The sequence below is a fragment of the Arthrobacter rhamnosi genome, from assembly GCF_054510855.1.
The window spans coordinates 232,768-250,606 of sequence record NZ_JBTNDT010000004.1 but is presented as its reverse complement, the minus strand read 5'-3'; the positions used below and the strand labels follow the sequence as shown (position 1 = coordinate 250,606).

At 64.5% G+C, this 17,839-nt stretch carries 16 protein-coding genes; 9 read left to right on the top strand and 7 right to left on the bottom strand.

Features of this window, described 5'->3' with window-relative positions:
• Positions 1-36: 36 nt before the first annotated feature.
• Positions 37-966, top strand: a complete 930-nt coding sequence (locus tag ACX80I_RS10025; RefSeq protein WP_459344966.1) for an NmrA family NAD(P)-binding protein — start codon at positions 37-39, stop codon at positions 964-966.
• Between the two features lie 21 nt (positions 967-987).
• Here the strand turns inward: ACX80I_RS10025 and ACX80I_RS10020 are convergent, their stop codons facing one another.
• Both ACX80I_RS10020 and ACX80I_RS10015 read right to left on the bottom strand, forming a co-directional pair.
• Positions 988-2,673: a peroxidase family protein gene (locus tag ACX80I_RS10020; protein ID WP_459344965.1), complete on the bottom strand. Its 1,686-nt coding sequence runs from the start codon at positions 2,671-2,673 to the stop codon at positions 988-990.
• A gap of 137 nt (positions 2,674-2,810) precedes the next feature.
• The gene (locus tag ACX80I_RS10015; RefSeq protein WP_459345158.1) at positions 2,811-3,143 is read right to left on the bottom strand and encodes a DUF7793 family protein; all 333 of its coding nucleotides are present in this window, start codon (positions 3,141-3,143) and stop codon (positions 2,811-2,813) included.
• Between the two features lie 271 nt (positions 3,144-3,414).
• On the opposite strand from ACX80I_RS10015, the gene ACX80I_RS10010 reads away from it, so the two are divergent.
• Positions 3,415-3,828 (top strand): excalibur calcium-binding domain-containing protein, encoded by a 414-nt coding sequence (locus tag ACX80I_RS10010; RefSeq protein WP_459344964.1) that lies wholly within the window; start codon positions 3,415-3,417, stop codon positions 3,826-3,828.
• A 180-nt stretch (positions 3,829-4,008) separates the two neighbouring features.
• Here the strand turns inward: ACX80I_RS10010 and ACX80I_RS10005 are convergent, their stop codons facing one another.
• Entirely contained in the window at positions 4,009-5,487 is a 1,479-nt protein-coding gene (locus tag ACX80I_RS10005; protein ID WP_459344963.1) for an amidohydrolase, read from the bottom strand.
• Between the two features lie 8 nt (positions 5,488-5,495).
• Positions 5,496-6,110 (bottom strand): FMN-binding negative transcriptional regulator, encoded by a 615-nt coding sequence (locus ACX80I_RS10000; protein ID WP_459344962.1) that lies wholly within the window; start codon positions 6,108-6,110, stop codon positions 5,496-5,498.
• Between the two features lie 155 nt (positions 6,111-6,265).
• On the opposite strand from ACX80I_RS10000, the gene ACX80I_RS09995 reads away from it, so the two are divergent.
• Positions 6,266-7,363: a PQQ-dependent sugar dehydrogenase gene (locus ACX80I_RS09995; protein ID WP_459344961.1), complete on the top strand. Its 1,098-nt coding sequence runs from the start codon at positions 6,266-6,268 to the stop codon at positions 7,361-7,363.
• Between the two features lie 86 nt (positions 7,364-7,449).
• On the opposite strand, the gene ACX80I_RS09990 is transcribed toward ACX80I_RS09995, so the two are convergent.
• A complete protein-coding gene (locus ACX80I_RS09990; RefSeq protein WP_459344960.1) occupies positions 7,450-8,829 on the bottom strand; it encodes a GmrSD restriction endonuclease domain-containing protein in 1,380 nt (459 codons plus the stop codon).
• Between the two features lie 336 nt (positions 8,830-9,165).
• Between ACX80I_RS09990 and ACX80I_RS09985 the strand changes: the two genes are divergently transcribed.
• The 6 genes from ACX80I_RS09985 (at position 9,166) to ACX80I_RS09960 (ending at position 15,985) form a co-directional block, all read left to right on the top strand.
• On the top strand, positions 9,166-10,581 hold the full coding sequence (locus ACX80I_RS09985; RefSeq protein WP_459344959.1) for a thermonuclease family protein: 1,416 nt from the start codon (positions 9,166-9,168) through the stop codon (positions 10,579-10,581).
• Positions 10,582-10,884: 303 nt separating this feature from the next.
• Positions 10,885-11,706 carry a VldE C-terminal domain-containing protein gene (locus ACX80I_RS09980; protein WP_459344958.1) on the top strand — a complete coding sequence of 274 codons (822 nt, stop codon included), beginning with the start codon at positions 10,885-10,887 and terminating at the stop codon, positions 11,704-11,706.
• A gap of 234 nt (positions 11,707-11,940) precedes the next feature.
• Positions 11,941-12,948, top strand: a complete 1,008-nt coding sequence (locus ACX80I_RS09975) for an EcsC family protein (protein ID WP_459344957.1) — start codon at positions 11,941-11,943, stop codon at positions 12,946-12,948.
• A gap of 687 nt (positions 12,949-13,635) precedes the next feature.
• Entirely contained in the window at positions 13,636-14,262 is a 627-nt protein-coding gene (locus tag ACX80I_RS09970; RefSeq protein WP_459344956.1) for a DUF4230 domain-containing protein, read from the top strand.
• A gap of 241 nt (positions 14,263-14,503) precedes the next feature.
• Positions 14,504-15,229 carry a hemerythrin domain-containing protein gene (locus ACX80I_RS09965; RefSeq protein ID WP_459344955.1) on the top strand — a complete coding sequence of 242 codons (726 nt, stop codon included), beginning with the start codon at positions 14,504-14,506 and terminating at the stop codon, positions 15,227-15,229.
• A 57-nt stretch (positions 15,230-15,286) separates the two neighbouring features.
• A complete protein-coding gene (locus ACX80I_RS09960) occupies positions 15,287-15,985 on the top strand; it encodes a phosphoribosyltransferase (RefSeq protein ID WP_459344954.1) in 699 nt (232 codons plus the stop codon).
• A 48-nt stretch (positions 15,986-16,033) separates the two neighbouring features.
• Here ACX80I_RS09960 and ACX80I_RS09955 read toward each other — a convergent pair whose 3' ends face one another.
• Positions 16,034-16,609 carry a hypothetical protein gene (locus ACX80I_RS09955; RefSeq protein WP_459344953.1) on the bottom strand — a complete coding sequence of 192 codons (576 nt, stop codon included), beginning with the start codon at positions 16,607-16,609 and terminating at the stop codon, positions 16,034-16,036.
• A gap of 191 nt (positions 16,610-16,800) precedes the next feature.
• Positions 16,801-17,796 (bottom strand): dihydroxyacetone kinase subunit DhaK, encoded by a 996-nt coding sequence (gene dhaK / locus ACX80I_RS09950; RefSeq protein ID WP_459344952.1) that lies wholly within the window; start codon positions 17,794-17,796, stop codon positions 16,801-16,803.
• Positions 17,797-17,839 lie beyond the last annotated feature (43 nt).

Below are 17,839 nucleotides of genomic sequence, written 5' to 3'. Positions count from 1 at the left end.
GTACCGCGCCGACAACCATCTAGAAGAGGGCCCACCATGACCAGCACCGTTCTCGTCGCAGGCGCCACTGGCGACCTCGGGTCCCGGATCGTCCGCGAACTGCTCGGCGACAGCTCGAATCCGGACACCCTCGTCCGGGTCCTGACCCGCCCCGGCAGCGGAACGGCTCAAGCCATGTATGCCGGGGAGGATCGGGTGGAGATCCACGAGGCCGCCTACACGGACGAGCCCGCCCTCGTTGCTGCATTGTCGGGCGTGGACGCCGTCATCTCGGCTGTCAGCGGTACGGACACCGTCATCCTCGACGCCCAGCGGGCCCTCCTGGCGGCTGCCGTCAAAGCGGGCGTGAAGCGGTTCATCCCGTCGGATTACTCGGCGGACTACCGCCGGGTGACTCCCGGCAGCAATCGCAACTTCGAGCTCCGGCGCGAGTTCGCCGCCACGCTCGACGCTGCGCCCCTCCGCGTGACGTCCGTCCTGAACGGCGCTTTCACCGACATGCTCACGGGACAGGCCCCGATGATCCTTTTCGGGCGGCGCCGCGTCCTGTTCTGGTCCTCCCCCGACCAGGTCCTCGACTTCACCACCAAGGACGACGTCGCCCGTGTCGTTGCGCTCGTGGCCCTCGATGCGGAGGCTCCCCGCGTCGTCGAGATCGCTGGGGACCGCGTCACCGCTCGGAGCATCGCCCATACCCTCAGCGGCCTCACTGGTACACCCTTCAGCACACAGTGGGCCGGCACCACGGGGATCCTGTCGACCATGAGCAGGGTCGGGCGGGCCCTGTCGAAGGACAAGAACGCGACGTTCCCGGCCTGGCAGGGCATGCAGTACTTCGTCAGCATGTTCAGCGGCGAGGCCCAACTCCACCACGTCGACAACGAACGCTATGGTCCGCATCACTGGACCTCGGTGCGCGAGGTGGTTCAGGCGCACCTGCGAAGGACGGCTGTCGAGTCCGCGTAGACGGCGGGTTCTCCGGCCCCTTCAGGCGTCGGTTGGTTCACCTTCGGGCAGGTGGTCCCCCACCAGCCCCTCCTCCGGCACTTCCTCCTCGGGGAGGACCTCTTCCGGCAGGTCCTCCTCCACCTTGAAGGTCGCACCACTCATCCTGAACAGTTCTCCCATTCCGAAGGCGGGGTCGGCCGGCGTCCATCGGGTGCGGGAATTCAGGTAGGAGTCGGGGTCCAGGGCCAGCAGTCCCAGGATGACCTCGGCGATGATCCGACCGCCCACCGGCCCCAGCCGGTGGCCGCCCTGCAGTTCCGCCTCCTTGAGGATGTAGAACCAGAGCGGCGCCTTGCTTCCCCATTCAGGTTCGTACAGCCCGAGCCTGGTGTTGGGGATGGGAGGGACGCCGAGTGCCGTGGCGACGTCCTGCCCTGCAGGAAGGCCGAGCTTCACGCCCCGCAGCAGGTTGCGGTGGGCGAGGGCGTAGATGGCGCCATCGATGTGGCTCACCACCGTGGGAGGCAGGTTCGCCAGGGGGAAGGACAGCTGCGTGTCGAGGAGCCGGGCGGTGTTGCGTCCCATGGGCGGCTCCACCCCCGGGATGTCGAAGAAGTAGTTCCAGTCGGCCCGCGCGTCGTACGGTAGAGGACGCGAACCACGCAGGTCCTGCCCCGGAGGACCGAACAGTGGGAAGGTGGTGTTGTCGTGCATCTCGTATTCGGCGCGGATCATGCTGTGACCGAAGCGGTAGGCGCACACGGAGAACTCCAGCGGGATCATCGGCTTCAGGCGGTTCCCGGGCTTGTAGAACCTGGTGTCGACCCTGATGGTCCCATCGGACTGGGGAAGCAGCATCGACCGGACCATCGCGGGCCCGACCATGCGGGGCAGGAAGTCGTTGACGATCACCCACTGGTAGTGCCAGCGGACGAGCCTGCGCGCGTCGGCGAAGGAGTTGCCGAGGCCTACGAAGTGGTTGTGCAGCTTCAGGAACGCCAGGTGCATCTGGGAGACGATGAGGTTCTCGTCGTTCCGCCCGTCACCGATGATGGCCGCTCCTGTGGACGTGCGGGGCAGGTCCGATATCCCTTCGGAGGTGGTCGCGACCAGGAGCAGGGAAGGGTTCTTGGGGTCGTAGAGCTGCGGGTCCTCCGCCTGGCCGCGGCCGTAGACGGAGCCGAGGTCGAAGAACGGGGTGTTGAAGTTCACCAGGGCCAGAGGGTCGGCCTTCTGCTGGGACAGGGGCGTGGTGTCGTGCGTGATGTCGTGGTCCATGAACTGGCCCAGGTAGGTGTACCCGGCCGGCATCTCCGCGTTGTCGAAACCGTCCTCACTCGAGGACACATCGGCGAGTGGTAGTCGTGGGTCGATCATCCGCTGGGCCATGACAGCCAGGAGAGCCTCCGACGGGGCGAACGGCTTCAGGGACGGGAACATCAGGCCGAAACGGCCCTGCTGGCTGCGCCGCGCCTTCACAGCGATTTCCGCGCCTCGCGGGTTGCCGACCGCGTGCCCCGTCGCCGGCCCCAGATTGGCAGGCTTCTGCACGGGCGGTGCCGGCACCGGGGCCGCGGAGGCCCTTGGAGCTCCCATCGGCAGGACGGACAGCAGGCTCGCTCCCGCCGCTGAGAACATCGCACCCCTGCGCGAAAGCCCGGACGGCTCGTCGGATGTCGATGATGGTCGCTCGACGACGGCCTCGGCGGCTACTTCTGCACTCACGGGTCTCCCTTTCAGGGAAGCCGGTCGTGCCTCCCAAATGCAGTCAACCGGGGAGACCTTGGTCTTATCTTGTTCTTACCTTGGACACGATCCCTCGGAATCCGGACGGGAGTGTCCGGGTGGGCACTGTCGCCGAGCTAAGCAGCCGATTCCTCTTCCGAGGACGCGTACTTCTCGATCCAGCCCAGCGCATCGGACTCGGAGGTGAAGTAACGGGTCCGGGTCAGCGAGTTGTGGGCGAACCCGGCGAGGACCTCGTCGACGGGACCGTCGCCGACCAGCGCGACGACGCTGAACCCGCGATAGGTATTCATCTCCATACGCGTTCTCAGGGTCAGCCCGTCGATCCCGCCCATCACCACGACCAACGGCAGCATCTGCCCGTCGCTGAGCTCCTTCAGGGACAAGGCTGCGTCAACAGCCATGGCGTGGGTGATTCGCGCACCGGCTTCCCATCGCAGGAACAACACATCATGCTTCCGAGCAACCGCGAACTGATCCACCAGACGTACTCCCACATAGAGGCACCCCGACCGGGGTCGGGGCAGAACAAAGGCTGAGACCAGTGCGCCCAGACTAGATCAGCTCTCCGGTCCGAAGCATCTGTTACCGAAACAACCGCCGCCTGAGCTGTCACACTTTCAGAAAAAAGACCACCGGAGTGGACCGTGTACTATATCTTTTCCTGTCATCCGCTCCGGCGATGTCAGGAGCATCTCATTCATCTGCAAAGGGGCAATCATGAAGAAGAGCACGGCGACGATCACCCTGGGCGCCGCAGCAGCGTTCACCGCACTGTCTGCCGCACCGGCCCAGGCCTTCCCGTACCAGACCTGCGACGAGGCCGCAGCCGCGGCGGTCTACAACATCCCGGTCGGCTCCCCGGCCTACACCGCGGCCCTCGACGTCGACGGCGACGGCATCGCCTGCGAGAGCGATCTCTACGTCTACCGCCCCGAGTTCGTCCCGGGCGGCACCACGGAGATCCGCGGCGCGGAGCCCCAGGTCGGACAGATGCCGGTGGGCGGCGCGGACACCGGGGTCGCACAGGACCCCGTGGACACTACCGCGTCATCGGTTCTCGGCGCCGGCCTCGTGCTCGCAGCCGTGGCCGGCGCAACCTTCGTCGTCCGTCGTCGTGAGGCCACCGCCTGAGCCCGCAGTCCCACCGGCCCGAACCGACCACCGGTGACCAGCAGGCCGGGTGAGCGCGGGCCGGCAGTCCTCCTCGGGCACATGAATGCCACCGACGGCGCACCCGGCGTTGGGTGAGGCCTGTACCGCGGGAAGGGGGCGACGTCGTCGCCCTTCGACTGCGGAACCTGATCTCGGGTCTCAGTCGAGGGTGAAGTGCGTCCAGCGACCGCCGAGCATTGTCGCTGCCACCTGGAAGTCCCGCAATTGCTCACCGCTGGCCACGAGTGGATCCAGCTCGGTGATCACGAGGTCGGCGAGCGACCCCGCTTCGAGCGTCGCACGCCCGTCGGTGGACGCTGCGAGGGCCACCGAGGACAGAACGCGTTGCTCCCGGTGCCATGCTTCCCGACCGTCACGCGTACGGAATACGGCGGCGGCCATCGAAACCCACGGATCGAGTTGCGCGACGGGCGCATCCGAGCCGAGGGTGATCCTCGCTCCTGCTGCCACCAGGCTCGCGAAGGCGAAGGCCCTGTGTGTGCGCCCGGGCCAGTAGCGGTCCGCGACGTCACGGTCATCCATCGCGTGCTCCGGTTGGACGCTCGCCGTGATCCCCATCCGCGCGAAGCGCCGGAAGTCCTTCTCGTGGACGAGCTGGGCATGCTCGATGCTGCCGCCACAGCCGACTTCCTCGAATGCGTCGAGCGCGAGAGAGTTCGCGGCATCCCCGATGGCATGGACCGCAGGGACGAGCCCGGCCGACGACGCGCGGCGGAAAAAGTCGACAAGGTCGTTCCCGTCCATGATGGAGATCCCGTGCCCTTCGTCTGCGCCCTCGAGCCCGGGATACGGGTCGTGGCAGAACGCGGTCCGGGTGTTCAAAGAGCCGTCGGTGATGATCTTGAACGGTCCCATCGTGACCAAGCCATCGGTACCGTCGATGGTGTCTCCTGTGCGCAGGCCCCTCGCGATGACGGCGTAGAGATCCTGAGGGTACACACCGGTCCGTACCCTCAGGCCACGCGTGCCGGTGGCGACACGGCGCACCCAGCGGTCGATGGAGAGTGTCATCTCGAGGTCGACGATGCCGACGACACCCCTGGCGGCCGCGGCGTCGACCGCATCTGCGACCCAGGCGTCGAGGTGCTGGTCGGGAACCGCGCTGATGCGTGTGTTGACGTCGAAGGCGGCCTGTTCGCGCAGCAACCCCGTGGGATGGCCGGCGGAACCGTGCTGGGCGAGAGCCCTGGAATTGAGCCACGCGGCATGGAGGTCCTTGCTCACCAGGACAACGGGCACGTCGGCGCTGACGGCGTCGAGCAGCCCTGCTGACGGTGCATCCGGCCACAGTCCGTCCTGGAAGCCGTAGCCGATCAGGGGCTGCCCGGCGGGAGGTGGTGCCGCACGCAGGCGTTCGGCCACGAGCATCACCACCTCGGCGGCAGATGTCGCCGAGGACAGGTCGAGGCGCTGTCGTACGAGGGCCCATTGGCTCATGTGCACGTGCGAGTCCCACAGGCCCGGTGACACCCATCGTCCGCCGGCATCCACGACCTGGGCTGCACCGGAACGGATGGATTCACCGATAGCCGTGATCATCCCGTTCTCGACCAGGATGTCGAGCGGCTTGCCTGCCGTCCCGACCAGCCGAGCGGAGCGGAGCAGGACGTCACTCATCTCGCTCCTCATCCCTGGACCCGCCGCATCTCCCGGGCGAGGGCCGGATGGGGGTAGTGCTCGCCGTGCTCGAGCTCGTCGATGATGCGCTCCCTCACTGCGGGCGCCTTGTCCTGGCTGAGCTTCAGCCTGGCGTCGAAGCGGGTCACGCGCAGGCGGATGCCAACTGTTCCCTGGGCGACGCGGCGCGATCCCTCGGGATCCAGGGTCAGCGAGCTGGGCTCCGGCATGACGCGTTCGAAGTGGTCGACGAGCTTTCCCAGCACCAGGAAGTTCTCCTCGTCGGACAGGATCTCCGGCGTCGCGTACAGGTGAGCCGTGACGTGGTTCCACGTCGGGATGATCTGGTCGCTGGGGTACCAGCCCGGCGAGATGTAGCCGTGCGGCCCCTGCACGATCAGCAGCACCTCGTGGTCGCCGAGTTCATGCAGCTGCTCGTCGGGGCGCCCGACATGACTGACGATGCTGATGGTGTCATCGGCAGTCTCTTCGAGGATCACCGGGTAGTGGGATGCAACGAGACCGCCGGCGGGTGAGGACACGATGGTCGCCCACGGATTCTCCCGGACGAGTCGCTTGACCTCGCCGACATCGGACAGGACGAAAGAGGGCGTGTGGCGCATGCTCGTCACTCTGCCACGATTGCCACTTGCCTTCGAGGACATCCAGGAATGCGCCGTCGAGGGCACCGCGTCGGGGTGCCGGGCACTTCCGGACAACTGGATCGTTCAGCATGACATTGGGCTTTGCTGAGTGACCCCACTGGAAAGAGCCGAGCATGCTGAGACAAATCCCCCTCGCCGGTTTCGTCGGTCTCGTCGTCGCCGTCCTGGTTACCGGCTGCACGACGAGCAGCGGTGCCGGCCCGTCGGGGAACTCCACCGATGGAACGTCGGGACCCGACGTCGGCGTGAGCGGAGCGGCCGGCGCACGGGACGTCACCACAGGTCTGGCCCTGCCGTGGTCCATGGCGTTCCTCGACGGCACCCTCCTCATCAGCGAGCGGGACACCGCACGGATCTTCGAACTCGACGAGGCAGGCAATCGACGGGAGGTCGGCACGGTCGAAGGCGTGAAACACGGCGGAGAGGGTGGCTTGCTCGGTCTGGCCGTCGACGACCAGGACCGCCTGTATGCCTACTCGACCGGTACGGACGGGAACCGGATCCAGCGCCTGACGCTCGACGGCGCTCCCGGTTCCCTGGCCCTGGGGGACGCGGAGACCCTCGTCGACGGGCTGCCCTCGAACAGGATCCACAACGGTGGCCGCATCGCCTTCGGGCCGGACGGCATGCTGTATGCCGGGGTGGGCGACGCCGGCGAACCCGACAGGGCGCAGGACCTCGACTCCCCGGGGGGAAAGATCCTCCGCATGACGCCGGACGGCGAGGTCCCCGCGGACAATCCCTACCCCGGATCCCTCGTCTTCAGCTATGGTCACCGCAACGTTCAGGGTCTTGCCTGGGCAGCGGACGGCACCATGTTCGCCAGTGAGTTCGGGCAGAACACGTGGGACGAACTGAACATCATCGAGGACGGCGGGAACTACGGCTGGCCGGTCGTCGAGGGCATCGCCGAGGAAGAGGGATTCGTCGATCCGGTCCAGCAGTGGAGCCCGTCCGAGGCGAGTCCGAGCGGAATCGCGGTGGTCGACGACACGGTCTTCATCGCCAATCTGCGCGGCGCGAGACTGCGTGCCGTACCGGTGGGCTATCCCACCACCAGCACCGAGTACCTGGTGGGTGAGTACGGCCGGCTCCGGGCGGTGATCGAGTCGCCGGACGGACGCCTGTGGGTGCTCACCAACAACACCAACGGACGGAGCGAGCCGCGTCCGGGTGACGACCGCATTGTCAGCATCGATATCCCGGCCTGACCTAACGGGTCGAATCGCCCTGGTACGCCACGACGACGGCGGGCAGCCATTGTTTGTGACTGCCCCGCCGTCGTTCCCTGCTGCCGTTATTCGCAGCCCACCCCGTCGCCATTCCCGTCGAACTTTGGCTCGAAGCCAGGGTCTCCGGGTCTGATCGGTGCGGCGCCCGCGGCGCGGACGGCGTCGCAATTTTGGTAGAAGGGCGCGGGGGCCGGAGCTGGCGCCACCGGTGCGGGTGCTACCGGTGCGGGAGCCACGGGTACGGGGGCCACGGGTACGGGCTCGACGACCGGAGGTGCGACAGGAGCCGGTTCGACGGCAGACGGGGCGACGGGTTCCGCTACGACGGGGGCGGGCGCCTCGGTCTCCACTGGCGCGGGGGGCTGGGTGACGGACGGCGCCATCTGGTTGGTCGGGGCTAGGATGCCGTTGCAGTCCGAGAGGATTCCGGCCATGGCGTCGTGCTCGGCCTGCGTCACCCAGAGGGTGTAGGTCGCCTTGACCGAGACCTGCCGAGCGACGTACTCGCAGCGGTAGGACTTGTCCGGCGGCAGCCAGGTGGCGGCGTCGCCGTCGCCCTTCTGCTGGTTCGTGGGCCCGTCGGTGGCCTGCAGGTTCAGCGGGTCGTTCGCGAAGGCGACGCGCTGGTCGAAGGTCAACTGCTGCGCGCCCTTCTGCCAGGCGTCGGAAAGTGCGACGACGTGGTCGATCTGCACGTCGCTGCTCGTCGCCTCTCCGCGCAGGAACGGGATGACGGTTCCGGTGTAGGGATCATCGAGCACCCCGGACTGCACCTTGCAGGGCACCGAGTTCACATAGGCGATCTCCGTCAGGTCGCGATTCAGCATGTCGTTGCGGGTGTCGCAGCCGTTGTGGTCGACGTCGGCCCACGCCTGACCGAACTGCTCGCGGTCGTACCCGGTCTTCGGCGCACGCCCCTTGATGGGCAGAGTTTTCAACAGGGCGAGGGCTGTGGTGTTGGGGACCGGCTGGCTCGACGGCGCGCGTGGCGTCCCGGACGCGTCCTCGACGGCATCGGAGTCGAGTGGAGCGACGCCCGACGTTGTTGCGGTGGGCTTGGGCGATGGTGTCGGTTTCGCGGACTGTGTGGCCTTCGCAGACGCAGTGGGCTCTGCTGTTGCGGACGGCGTGCCGGTGCTTTGCTTGGTGGCCGGTTCAGCCTCCTCAGTCGCCTGCTCGGCGGAGGCCGTCTGGACCGCGTCGTCCGAGGGTGCGACGGCGCCGCCGATGAGGAGGGCGACGACGGCAGCTCCCGCGGTGATGGCCCCGGCTTTGCGTCCAGCGAGGCGTGCCCACGACGGACGGTTGGTCAGGAGCGTGTAGAGCCCCGTGAAGAGTGCGAATGTCGCCGCCATGACGAGCGCCCCGCTGAGGCCATTGGTGATGAGGCCGATGACGATGAGGAACAGGGCGAAACCGGCGACGATAGCCGTCGAGCGCCGCACCTCCAGCTTGATCGTCGATGACGATTTTTGGGCAGGCGGACGGAATGAAGAATTGATGGAGGGCCCCCAGGGTTGATGCTGTGTCTTGGGGAAGTTTACGCGTAGGCATCCTTGGGATCTGGACTGCCCGCGATGGTCGATCGACCGGTCGTTTTGTTACACCTCGCAAGCTCAGTTTTCGCTCAGGATCGGCAGATCTTGGTGCCATCCTCGATCTCGATGGTCAGGTTCGTTGAAGGGGCCGGGCCAGCTGACAGACACCAATCCTTGATGAACTCGGGGATCCGGATAGCCGATGGAGCTATCCCCTGGGCCGCGCAGAATCTGTCACGCTCTGTGACTCAATTCGTAGAGGTACGGATTTGTGCTAAGTCTTTGATGTGGTCCCTCCGCGAGAACGCGCTTGTTCCGATCAGCCTGCATCAGGCCCGGAAGGCACATCCGCATCAGGCGGCACACTCCGCGAGCGGTAGTGGCGGATTCTCCCGTCTGAACCAACCGCTCCAACACCGTATTCGTACCCGTAGAAAAAGGCCGATGAATCCTGCTCGTTTCCGCCGCCTCACACCGGCAACCATTCTCACCGCGGCGGTACTCGCCTCAACTTTGACGGGCTGCACCACCCCTGACCAGTCGAGTGCAGCGGCAGTCAATACGACAGCCGCCTACCAGTCAGGCACCGTGGTGCGGGTGGTGGACGGCGACACCCTCGTCATTAATTTCGACGACGCGGACCAGACCGTACGTCTGCTGAATGTGGATACGCCTGAGACCAAGCACCCCGACAAGCCCGTCGAGTGCCTCGGCCCGGAGGCCACCCAGAAGCTCGAATCACTAACTCCGCCCGGAACGAAGGTTGCGCTGGATTTCGATGTCGAGCGAACTGACAAGTACGACCGCGTGTTGGCCGCCGTCTTCATCGAAGGCCAGACCCTGGTCAATGCGGAACTCGCGCGGGTGGGCCTGGGCGTACCCGTTCTCATCGAGCCGAACAAGAAGTACTACGACGAGGTGCAAGCGGCATACAACGAGGCCACGACGCAGGGTGTCGGACTACTCGACCCCGCTGCGGGCTGCACCCTTCCGGCGGAGGTGACTGATGCCATGGAAACCCTCACCGCGGCAACTGAGGCATCGGTTGGGGAGACAGGAGCAGCTGCCGCTTCAACCGCTGCCGGCATCCTCGCCGCCCTGACCAGTGCGAAGGCCGCACGGGAAGCCCTTGAGGCAGGCAAGGACACTGTCCGCGTTCTTGCACTCGGAGCCGATCGCACGGCCGCGATGATGCGCGACCTCGACAAGCAGATCGCGAAGGGCGAGCAGTCACTGGCAACCGCCAACACCAAAGCCACAGCGCTCAAAAAAGCCGAGGCCACCGCCGAGCGCAAGCGCGTCGAAGCGGAAAAGGCAGCCCAAGCTGCAGCGGCTGAAGCAGAAGCCGCCAGGGCGGCGGAAGCTGCGCGGGTCGAGGCCGAGCGAATTCAGGCTGAAGCGGCAGAAGCCGCACGCGTCGAAGCCGAGCGTGTGCAGGCTGAAGCAAACGCTCGTGCTGAGGCGGACCGATTGGCGGCGGACGCAGCAGCAGCCGCGGAGCAGGAGCGGATCCGGAACCTTCCGCCCGCACCGGAGCCCTACATCCCGCCCGTGGCGCCGTACGTCCCTCCTGCTCCCCCTGCAGCTCAAGATCCTTATCCGGGCTACACCGGTCCTCGTTGCTACGCGCCGGGTGGGAAGACCTACCGCCCCTGCTGAGGTTGAGCACCTAACCCGATCATCGGACTGGCTCATAGCCCTCGAAGCCGCGTGACCAACTTTGCTGGGATCGCCAGACCGGTGCAGGGGCGACCGCTACGTCGTCTCACCAAGGGAACTACTGACGCTGACCATAAATTAACTCTTCGAATGCATGGTGCACCTTGCTGGGAGCAGAACGTGCCCCAATGGGAGAGGATTGGTCGTCGTGAGCAAGTCCGCCGCGGTAGTCGTTCGCAGAGGTGAGTCGACCGGTGAACCTACGCCTCTCGTCGCCAGACTGAGTTCTCCTGGGCAGTGCACATGACCGGTAGCACAACCTCCAGACGTCGACGCCGTCCGGCCCGCGCGCTCCTCGCTGCCCTCCTGCTCGGCGCGCTCGCTGCAGCGTTGGCGATCATGGAGCCCAGCTTCCTCAGCGACCTGCGCTCCGGCGGCGGCGCGCTCCTGGCAGGTCCGGAGTGCGTCGTGCAGACGCAGGAGGGCGAGATCGGGCTCGACCGCGAGGAGGCAAAGGTGGCGACGACGGCGGTGGCACTACGAGCCCGCGATGCGGAGGCTTCGGACACCTCGGGCATCGACGAGGCCGTCCTGCAGGTTCTGGTCGAGGGACCGTCCGGCGATGCAGGGCCGGCTCTGAGCTGCAGGGGTTCGGTCGATGACGCTTTGAAAGTGGAGGAGATGACTGCCTCCGGCCTGACTCCCCGCGCCGAGCAGGTGCGGACGGCGATGACCGAGGTGTTCGGCGAGCAGAGCCTGGGCGGCTTCGCGCCGGGCGGCGTGGGCCAGGGACACGGGGAGGAATCTACGCACTACGACGGGCGGGCCATCGATGTGTTTTTCCGTCCAGTGACCGAGGAGAACCGGCGCGAGGGGTGGATGCTGTCCCACTGGCTGGTGGCCCACGCCGAGGACTTGGACATTCAGTACGTCATCTTCGACGACCAATTTTGGAGTGCACGCACCGCTCGCGGGCAGTGGCACCCCTACGACGCGCCGGCTCCGGCCAACGAGATCCTGCGGCACCTGGATCATGTGCACGTGGACGTGCTGCATGGCGGCGGAAGCGCTGCATCCACAAACAACGCACGTGCGTCGAACTACCTAACCAGAACACCTGGCTGAACAGTGACTAGATCACATAGCGACCCCGTGCAGCCATACCAACCGTGTTGGGGGCTCTCCAAGCTCTGGGCGTCCGATGCGCCTCAATCAACTAGAGCGTGGGTTCCAAATCCTTCGTCCCATGGGAGCATCACGCAATATCACTTACGCGCAATAAAAGCCGGTAAGTGCAATTGGACTTCCTACTGGTAGCGTCATTGTGCAGCTAGCCTCCCCAAGCAGGATGGAACTTCAATGAGCACCGACACAGGCTCTTCTTTCAACGGCGAGTACTCGATGAGCGCATACGACGAGCAGGTTTGGGACAAGCTCGATGGGCATTGGCAGCGCCGCAATAACCGCCGTGGTCTTCCAAATTGGGCAAGCACCGCCCTAGATCGCAGTAGTCAGGTCGCGGGCAACGCCATCAGTCGTATCGCAGACTCTGTACCAGACGCGGTCAGTGAACCCATCAATCGCGCGAGTGAAGTGGTCGCCAGCAAGGCTGGACGACCCATGGCCGAAGCTGCAATAGCCTTACTCGAATTGGTCAACAACTGGGCGATTGAACTAAATGACCCGAAAACCGTTGAGAAGCTCGCACGCAAACGTGGCATCACGCTGAATTCATTCTCTGAGCTGCGCCAGCAGGATTTGAAGGTTTGTGATCGCTTGCTGACCCGTAACACGCTGAGGTGGCGGACCGCTGGTGCACTCGAAGGCGGAGCGATGGGCCTCCTCGCCCTCGTGCCTGTTGCTGGCATTCCAGTCGCGATGACGGCAGACATCCTCGTCATTCAGGTCCTAAGCACTTCCATTGCTACTCGCATTGCGTACTCCTATGGGTATGATGCGAAAGATCCCGAAGAGCAGCTCTTCATCCAGCGGCTGGTGCGCCGATCGTTCATGACGCAGGCATCTAAAGCTGAACCGTTGCATAAAGTCGCACAGGCAGCGGGTGCGGCCAAAGGACGCGTAAATTGGTCGCCCAAACTTCGAACAGATCATCGACTTTTGGCCGTTCTTGAGAAATTGATGCAGCAGCTTGGTCCCACAGGCGCTAGGGTCCCAATTCAAAACGTCGCCAAAGTTGTTCCATTCGTAGGGATCCTCATTGGAGCTGGAATGAATTCTGCGATTCTAGGGAATGTGGCCGCTGATGCTCAAAGGTACTGCCAAACGCGGTTCCTGTGTGAACGGTATGGACTGCCGTTGCCCGCGGCACTGGTATCCGAGCCCGAAGACGATCCTGACGTTGCGTGAGTAATTGCTGCTCATCTTTCGGGTGCGTGGCGGCTAACGACACACGCCACTGCTAAGCCTCGAACGCGCGCTTGAACTTCAACAAGCTGCAGATTCGTGAGGGCGCGCTCGGCGACGGTGCTCGACACAGTGCCGCCGCACGCCGATGGCAGGTTGCCCCGCTCTTACAGCCGGATGTCGCGTTAGCCAAAGCTGCAATTTGAAGGGGCTACGACACGGAGACAAGTTCTTTTATGGGCGGGTTGATTCGCTTCCTACGATCGTGCGAGCCGGGACAGGTGGGGACCGGTCTTGCCTATCCTCGCAGGTAGGTCCGTCATTTAAGTCGCGATCCGTTTAGCCACCATGTTTTGCATTCGATCGCATTGATGCGTTTTATGCGCTGCTCCTGAACCATCTGTTGCCCTACTGAGGAAACCCCCTTCGTCATCGCTCCTAGCGCATTCTCGATGCGAACCTTTGCGAAGCCAGGGTGTCCGCAGGCGGGTTGTCGGATAATGTCAGCTGACATTATGAAGAAACAATTGGGGCATGCGCCCTCTACTCCTCACAGAGGCTCAGCGTTCGTTCGCCGAGAAATCCTCAAATGCGCGCTACAATGAGGCGAAATACGTCCATGCCACTCGAGCGCCGGACGCGCAAACCAATAATTGGCTTTAGGGCCACTTGAACGCCGAAAGGGCGCCGATGATCGCAAAGCTTTTTAAGAACATCGCGTTCATGATGGTTGGCCTCGTTGTGGCACTGGCTGGGCTTGGTATAGCCAATCTAAACGGATTCAGTCTATTTCAGGGGAACCAGACGAACTGGAGCCAGCCAGCTCTGCTGACATCAGTCAAGGACATCAGCCAGTACCACGCCTCGGTGGGCACTTTCCAACAGGTACTTCAGGTTGAGGACGACGTCCCGTGGGTGCCCGACATCATCGCGGGCCGGGAGACGACGTTTATTGCGGTAGGCACCGTCCACGCCTATGTAGATCTGTCGGGCATCACAGAGCAGGACTTGATCCTGTCCCCTGATGGCAAGTCGGCGAGGGTGCGGCTGCCAGAGTCGCAGCTTGACAAGCCCAACCTCGACCAGAAGCTGACATACCAAGTTCACCAGGACCGCGGCGCATTGGATCGAATAGCCGACGCAATCGATCTGCCCGAGCAGTCGCAGTACTACCAAGAGGCAGAGGCGAAGATAGCGGCCGCTGCTGAGGAATCAGAGCTTCGGAACCAAGCGGCGGAAAATACCGAGGCTATGCTGACTGGCATGTTTAGCTCGCTCGGAATCGAGGTAACCTTCCTCGGCCCAGCAACCGGCTAGTACATATTCCCTCCTGCTTAAAGCCGGAGGGGAATGGCGTTGGGGGACGGTTGCTTCGCGGTGAGTAAGGGCGAGCCTGTCATAGCGGGTGCCGACTTCTCTCCGTTGCTTGCCGACGCCTTCGAGTTCGTGCGCGCCCCGGCGTGGCGCGTTGTCCGAACCATTGTTGAGAGTGGGATCGAAGCCTATGATCCTCCCGGGGAGGAGCTTGGTCTCGACCAATTCCATGAGGGGTAGTCCCATGACCGACTTCTTCACCATGAGACCGGGCGAGACTGCAGCGCCAGTGCCGCCAGGGCCCATTCTCTGTACCGGATCGGCGAGCATGCGGCGTATCCACCGTTTCTTCCTGTGGGCGTACGACGAGGCTCCCGGTCTGGTGAGATCCGTCGAGCCAGGCGATACCGACCGTGCCGCCTACGTCGGCGAGGTACTAGGGAATTTCGACAAGGTGCTCCATGTACATCATGAAGGCGAAGACCTTCTCATGTACCCGCGGCTTGCGGAAAGAGCACCGGGGTGCGCGTTGCACATAGAGCTGATGCTCGAGCAGCACAGGCAGGTCACCCAACGGCTCGAGAGCATCGAGCCCGTTCGCCTGAGCTGGATGGAGACAGCCGACGCAAGCGTGCGAGCGGACCTCGCTGATCGGTACGAGGAGCTATCGACCGTCCTCCAGGTGCACCTGCGCCGTGAGGTCACCGAGGTGATGCCCGCTGTGGACAGAGTGATGACCGAGAAGGAGGGGAAGGAGATCGGGAAGCACGGGGTGGAGACGTTCGACAAGAAGTTCCTGGTCGGATACCTGGGGATGGTGCTGGCCACAAATCCGCCCGGCGAGCGCGAGGAGTTCTTCAAGGAGATCCCGCCGCCGGTCCGTCTCGCCTACCGCCTCGTAGGGCGCAGGCTCTATCGGAAGCAGTACGCCACGCTCTTCCCAGGACGTGTCATTCCCGACACGCTGTGAACCACTGTGAAGGGTGCAGACGCCGGATAAAAGCACCAACCACCCCAGGAGGACTGCGTGCCGAGGAAAGAGTCCAGAACCTTCGTGGACAGGACCGACGCCGGACGGCGGTTGGGGCAAAGGCTTGCAGGGCTACGAGGTCAGGACGTGGTGGTGCTCGGTCTGCCCCGTGGTGGTGTTCCGGTTGCCTTCGAGGTGGCGAAAGCCCTTGGTGCACCACTGGATGTGATCGTGGTGCGGAAGCTGGGGGTTCCGTTCCGGCCAGAGCTTGCCATGGGCGCCATTGGGGAGGGCGGCACCCGGGTCCTCGATGCGCACATCCTCTCGCAGGCTCATGTCACGGAAGAGGACCTGCAAACGCTCGAGACGAAAGAACGCCAACTCCTCGAGGAGCGCCGGACCCGGTACCGGCAGGGAAGAACCAGGACAGATGTCCGCGGGCGAATCGTCGTCGTCGTGGACGACGGCATGGCCACGGGCTCCACTGCGCGGGTGGCGTGCCAGGTGGCCAAGCAACTCGGCGCGGCTCGGGTGATCCTGGCGGTACCAGTCGCGCCGGCATCGACTGTGGCCTCGTTCTCGGATGCAGACGAGATCGTGAGCCTGGTTTCACCACGGAGGTTCGAGGCAGTGGGCTGCTACTACAACGACTTCTCACCCACCGACGACGACGAAGTGATCACGCTGCTCCACGCCGCGGCCCGCTCACGGAGTGGTCCCGACGGTGGTTGTCCTGATTCGCGGGAGGGGCAGTAGCAGGCCGACGCCACCGGCAACCGGGTCGGCCTGAAAACACAATCAGGCTTAGGCCTCCGGGCTCGTCAGACGGTAAGCCTCTGCGTCCACGGGACGTGCTGAATGGGTGGGGTACCCAGCCGCGATTTGACGCTTGACCTGCTCGAGCTCGTCCTTGAGCGAATCGACAGAGGCACGATACTTCCTGAATTCAGCCTTCCGGCGTCGAGCGTTGGCGAAGCTGACACACGCGGCGAGGATGACCAGGGGGAATGACACCAGCAAGGCCCAGCCGGACGCAGCAAGGAAGTCCAGCGCTATGGGGAGGGCCTGCTGGAACGCCCGGAAGTCGTTCACCCCGCCGACTACTCCTTCCAGTGCGGAGTCCAGTGGCACCAGGAACTCCCCTACCATCGGCGTCTCGGAGAGCGACGGAGCACTCAGGGGTGCGCTTCCTTCTGGGGACCACCGCGGCTCACTGAAGTGGTTCAGCACGTAGATCCCAGCAGCCGCGTTGAGTGCGGCGAAGAGCAGAACGGCACCGAGCGCGATCCAGTGGAAGCTGCGCCGAAGCAGGACGCCCGCCAGCAGCGCGACGACGGCGGAGGCGATCCAGCTGAGGATGTGCAGTGCGTCGACGCTCATGCCGCCGAGTGGATCCAAGGAGTGCCCCCATAGAGATGATTCGATGTTCGCTCCAAACGTCAGATCTGAGAGCTCGCCGTCAGGCTACATCTTTTCATCGATCGTGATGGTCAAGGACACCTTGGATGCCTGCTGAAGAACGGCGGGCCGCCCACCGAGAGGTGAGCGGCCCGCCGTCATTCGCCGTGAACCTAGAACGTCCGAATAGGAATCTCCGCCGGGGCCGTCAGCAGCGACTCGATCTCGTCGTCGAGCTTCACCAGGGTGATGGACGCGCCGGCCATGTCCAGGGACGTGCAGTACTCCCCCACATAGCTGCGGCCCACGCTGATGCCCTGCTCCGCAAGGCGCTTGTGCGCCTGCCCGTACAGCAGGTACAGCTCGCTGATCGGGGTGCCACCGAGGCCGTTGACCATGAGGGCGACCCGGTCGCCGTCGCCGAACGGCAGATCCTTGACCACCGGACCGAGGAGTTCCTCGACGATCTCGTTGGCCGGCATCATCTTGGCACGACGGCGTCCTGGCTCGCCGTGGATGCCGACGCCCATCTCGACCTCGTCCTCGCCGAGCTCGAACAACGGACTGCCCTTCGACGGCGGAGTGCACGCCGTGAGGGCGACACCCATGGTCCGGGTCACCGAGTTGACCTTCTCGCCGATCCGGATGACCTCGTCGAGGTCCGCCCCGCGCTCCGCGGCAGCGGCCACGGCCTTGATGACGAAGAAGTTGCCCGCCACGCCGCGGCGGCCGATCGTGTAGGTCGAGTCCTCCACGGAGACGTCGTCATTGATGAACAGCGTCTTCACCTCGATGCCCTCGGCCGAGGACATCTCCTGCGCCATCTCGAACACCATCTTGTCGCCCGTGTAGTTGTTCACCAGCAGAAGCACGCCTTTCGGCGAGGCCATGAGCTTGGTCGTCTCGTACACGTAGTCGAACGGCGGTGCGGCGAAGACGTCGCCCGGGCACGCGGCGTCGAGCATGCCCTTGCCCACGATCATCACGTGCGCCGGCTCGTGCCCCGACCCGGAGCCCTGCACGATCGACACCTTGTTCTGGTCCGGGCCGTCGGCGCGCATGATCAGGTTGTACTCGGGCACGTACTTCAGCGTGTCCGGGTTCGCGAGCGCCAGGCCCTCGAGCATCTCCGGGACGAACTGCTGCGGATCGTTGACGAACTTCTTCATGAGGGCTCCACGTCGTTGTGAGTAGGGATGAGTTGGGCTAGAA